Annotated in this window: 4 protein-coding genes and 2 tRNA genes; all 6 read right to left on the minus strand. The window is 28.5% G+C overall.

The genetic code is table 11. The features are described from left to right. The coding region (locus tag AB2369_RS11295) for an FtsX-like permease family protein (RefSeq protein ID WP_367666583.1) at nt 1-2,088 on the minus strand (2,088 nt) is incomplete at its 3' end. Between the two features lie 224 nt (nt 2,089-2,312). Further along, nucleotides 2,313-2,396, minus strand: a tRNA-Leu gene (locus AB2369_RS11300). Nucleotides 2,397-2,416: 20 nt separating this feature from the next. Then, a tRNA-Leu gene (locus AB2369_RS11305) sits at nt 2,417-2,502 on the minus strand. A 70-nt stretch (nt 2,503-2,572) separates the two neighbouring features. Further along, nucleotides 2,573-3,133: a lytic transglycosylase domain-containing protein gene (locus AB2369_RS11310; RefSeq protein ID WP_367666584.1), complete on the minus strand. Its 561-nt coding sequence runs from the start codon at nt 3,131-3,133 to the stop codon at nt 2,573-2,575. A 20-nt stretch (nt 3,134-3,153) separates the two neighbouring features. Beyond that, nucleotides 3,154-3,753: a dephospho-CoA kinase gene (coaE, locus tag AB2369_RS11315; RefSeq protein ID WP_367666585.1), complete on the minus strand. Its 600-nt coding sequence runs from the start codon at nt 3,751-3,753 to the stop codon at nt 3,154-3,156. 11 nt (nt 3,754-3,764) lie between these two features. Continuing rightward, nucleotides 3,765-4,888 (minus strand): DNA polymerase (locus tag AB2369_RS11320; protein WP_367666586.1); only part of this gene is annotated, 1,124 nt, incomplete at its 5' end.

Here is a 4,888-nt window from a genome sequence, read left to right on the forward strand (position 1 = left end):
ATTTAGAAAATATCTACTTGAAAATACAAGTGATTTAATAATAGCATTATTTCTTCTGTTATCAGTGTTATTCATCATTATAAGGTTTACTATATTTAAAATACTAAATAATACTACTCCTAAAAGGATAATAATAGTTACTGGCACAACTGTTTCAACAACTGATTTATTAGCTTGAATAATTATGCTTGGACATATATTTATAGAAGATACCTCATATTTTTGTTTATAATCTTCTTTAAATTCTTCGTAATGATTTTTATCCTTTAAAGTCACATTGATATTTAAATTATCAAGAGAATTTTTAATTTCTTTAGGTACTACATCTAAAGTCATTCTCATACTATAGTTATTTGACAGCATACTTGCATATCTACCAGTTATAAGTAATGACTTTTCTTCTCCTAATATTTTCACCTTAATATAATCTCCAATATCTAATTTAGCATCTTCTAAAATCTTCTTTGTCACTGCAACTTCATTCTTAGATTTTGGATTTCTTCCCTCTAAAATAGATACATTAAATCCTTCCTTATTATCATAAGTATCATATAGAGTTGTAGAAATCTGAGCATTTTTTATATTGTATTTAGATGCATCTAAATATATGAATTTACCTATATCTATTGAGGATTCTCTTACTCCCAAAACCCTAGGATCATTCTTTATTTCCTCTAAAGCCCTATTATAAGACATATCTCCTGTAGGAAAATCCAGTGTAGCATCTCCTTGTATTATCCCAAATATATTCCATGCGTTATATGCTACATTATGCATAGAGTAATTTACACTAACTAAAAACGTTGAAAGGTATATTACAAAAGATAATACAATTACTATAATTAAATTCTGTTTTTTATACTTAAAAATATCATTTATAGCCATAGATAATGGTGATGAAGCATTTTTAATCTTAGATTTCTTAAACTTTTCTTTAGATGAAGTTACCCCAATTCTAAATGCCTCAACTGGTTTTATCTTTTTTAATCTTCTAAGTAGAACACATATATTTGTAATTAATATAGCGCTCATTAAAGCTATTGTTAAACCTATAAATACAATATTACTTGCATCACCTTCATATATACCCATATACTTAACAGATATCTTTACCATATGATTTATAAAACCTATGCTAAAAAAACTTCCAAGGGTTATAGCTATAATCCCAACTAAGCCATAACTTTTTAAATATATATTTCTTATCTCCTTTGAAGTAAATCCTAGAGATTTGTATATACCTATAGACTTATATTCCTTTAAGATGTTATTCCATAAAACAAATCTTATTATTACAATTGACACAATAAATATGAGCATTGCTGTACTCATTCCTATAGCACTTGTAATGGTGCTTGTAGCATTTGCCGCAAAGATAGTAATCCACTTATCATATATAAGGCCCTCAATGGAATCTCCAACATAAGAAATAAGCTCTGATGTTGCATCATTCCCTTCTTTAGATGAGTCATATCCAATATATTTAGATTTCATAAGATTATTAAAAATCTTATAGTCCTCCTTATTTATATATAAATTGTTATAGGACGTTAGAGAACTTGGAGTTAAAGAGTCATTTACTAGGGCCGATATCTTAAAATCCTTATACTCATTTCCATCTTTTATTTTTATCTTATCTCCTATTTTTAAATTCTTATCATCAGCTAAAATGTTGGTAACCCAAATATCCCCTTTACTTGGTGTATCTCCTTTTTCTCCTTCAGTTATTACTACATCCCATGGATGATTCTTCTCATTTTCATAAGTTACTAAATTAGCCATTCCTAAACCAAGATTTACATCATCTAAAAATACTTGCCTGTCCACCATTAACCCATTCGTATATCTTATATCTTCTTCACTTGGTTCTTTTTCTTTAATAAAATTTTCAACTTTTGGTATAACATTTTCATTGTAACTTTGAACTACAATATCTTTTATATTTTTTCCTTTATAGTAGTTCTCAGTATGTTTTGAAACTGTACTTGTAAAACTTATAGATGTTGCAAATATAGATGAAGATACCATTAAAATAATAGCTATTAAAATAAACTGTATCTTTTTTTGCTTAATCTTCTTTTTCCACATCCTTATCCCCTCCATAGTTTTATAATACAGATTAATTTTTAATATATTTATTTCAAATTCTTAATGAATTCTTACATTTTAATCTTCTTTCTATATTTTAACATTTAATTATTCATAATATATAGAATTCATTAATGAATTTATAGCCTAAAATATATTTCCTATAAATATATAAACAAAAAGGATACTGACTAAAAATCAGTATCCTTTTTCATGAATTTTATTGGTGCAGATGAAGGGAGTCGAACCCCCACGCCTAAGGCGCTAGATCCTAAGTCTAGTGCGTCTGCCAATTCCGCCACATCTGCATAATATTTAAATTTTATAATGGTGCAGGTAATGGGATTTGAACCCATACGAGTATTCACTCGCCACCCCCTCAAGATGGTGCGTCTGCCGTTCCGCCACACCTGCACGTTACATATATATTATATTAAGATGATTTAATCATGTCAAGAAAAAAGTAGATAGAATTTAATTCTATCTACTCATTACCTAAATCTTTATATATAAACTTATATATCTTGTAGTTTACTTCTACCTTTTTTATATACTTATCAGTTTCTTTAAATGGAATAAAATCTAGAGTTGTTCCATCCTTTGAATATCTATCATCTTTAAGCCACTTATTAACATTTCCTCTTCCTGCATTATAAGCAGCTAAAACTAAAGTCTTATCATATTTAAATTCCTTATTTAAATTTTCTAAGTACCAACATCCCATAGCTATGTTTATCTCTGGTGTTTTTAAATCCTCTAATTTAAAATCACTCATACCCATTTCTTTAGCAACCCACTCTGCCGTACTATCTGTAAGTTGCATAAGTCCAACTGCATTCTTATGAGATTTAACATTTGGTCTAAATCCACTTTCCGCTTTTATAACAGCTGCCACAAAATAAGGATCTAAATCATACTTTTTAGAATACTCTACTATGGTATCCTTGTATTTTAATGGATAGATTATTTTAATTGCAAAATACATTATAGACATTGATAATATAAGTATTGCTAATACTAAAGCAATGTTTTTCATATGCTTCATTGTTTATACCCCAACTTCTATTATTTACAGGTATTAAAGAAACTAGCAATCTCCATAACTTGGTCCTTAGTCTCTTCAATAGATTCTGTGTTATTTATAACAAAATTAACTTCTTCTATCTTCTCCTCTAGAGACATTTGAGAGTTAATCCTAGCTAAAATATCATTATAACTCATATTGTCTCTTTCTTTGATTCTTCTTATTTGAGTTTCTTTATCTACATATACTAATATATTATAATCCATCTGCTTATGTAAAGAAGTTTCTATAAGAGTTGGTGCATCTAAAATAATTATTTCTTCACCTAGATCTTCATATTCCTTAATTAAAGTAAATATTCTTTTTTTTATATAAGGTATTATTATATCCTCATATTTTCTTCTCTCCATTGGATATTTAAATATAAAATTTCCAAACTCTCTTCTTTTTAATTGACTTTCTTCATCTAAAAAACCTTCTCCAAACTCCTGTACTACCTTCTCTAGAATTTCTGGAAATAAAGAAAGTACTTCTCTTGCAATTAAATCTGCATCTATTATCTGAAAACCAATCTCTTTAAATATAGCGGAAACAGTACTTTTACCAGAACCAATTCCTCCTGTAAGTCCTACTTTCATCATAAAATTTCCTCCTATTTCGCTTCATACCAGTTTTCTCCAATATTTATATCCACCTCAAGAGGTACTCTAAGATCCATAACATTTTCCATTTCAGCTTTTACAATTTCTTTAACTCTTTCAAGTTCATTTTTATACACATTTAGTATTATTTCGTCATGTACCTGTAGTATTAATTCACTCTTAAGATTCTCATCATTTAATTTATCAAAGACTCTAACCATAGCTAGTTTTATAATATCAGCTGCACTTCCTTGTATAGGTGCATTCATAGCTAATCTCTCTCCAAATGATCTTACTATCTTATTAGAAGCCTTAATCTCTGGAATATATCTTCTTCTATTTATTATAGTAGATACATATCCCTTTTCTTTTCCCTCATCTATTATATCTTTTAAATACTTCTCAACTTTTGGATATCTTTCAAAGTATATATTCATATATTCCTTTGCTTCTTTTTTAGCTATCTTTAAGTCTTTAGCAAGGCTAAAATCACTTATTCCATATACTATTCCAAAGTTTACAGCCTTTGCTCTTCCTCTCATTAATGAGGTAACTTCATCTATAGGAACATTAAACACCTCTGAAGCAGTCTTTGTGTGGATATCACTGTGATTTTTAAAAGCATCAATTAGATTTTCATCTTCTGCAATATGAGCAAGAACTCTAAGCTCTATTTGAGAATAGTCTGCTGAAAGTATTACTGAGTCATTATTATAAGGTACAAATACCTTTCTTATTTCCCTTCCCATTTCATATTTTATAGGTATATTTTGAAGGTTAGGCTCAGTACTTGATAATCTTCCTGTAGTTGTTACTGTTTGATTAAAGGATGAGTGAATGTTTCCATCCTCTTCTATAACATTTTTCAATCCTTCTACATAGGTTGAATGTAACTTTGTAAGTTGTCTATAATATGTTATTTTTTCTATAATAGGATGTTTGTCACCTAATGCCTCTAAAACCTCTGCATTGGTTGAATATCCCGTTTTTGTCTTCTTTATAACAGGTAAATCTAATTTTTCAAATAAAATCTTACCAAGTTGCTTTGGAGAATTTATATTAAACTCCTCCTCAGATAAAGAGAATATTTCCTTTTGAGTTTTATCTATTTCCTCAGTGAACTTTTCTCCAAGGG

This window comes from Clostridium sp., from assembly GCF_040797585.1.
Lineage (GTDB): Bacteria > Bacillota > Clostridia > Clostridiales > Clostridiaceae > Clostridium_Z.

What these genes read in the sequence shown, in the direction of transcription:
- AB2369_RS11310 (WP_367666584.1), bottom strand. Translation starts at nt 3,133, where the DNA reads ATGAAGCATATGAAAAACATTGCTTTAGTATTAGCAATACTTATATTA.
- coaE (WP_367666585.1), bottom strand. Translation starts at nt 3,753, where the DNA reads ATGATGAAAGTAGGACTTACAGGAGGAATTGGTTCTGGTAAAAGTACT.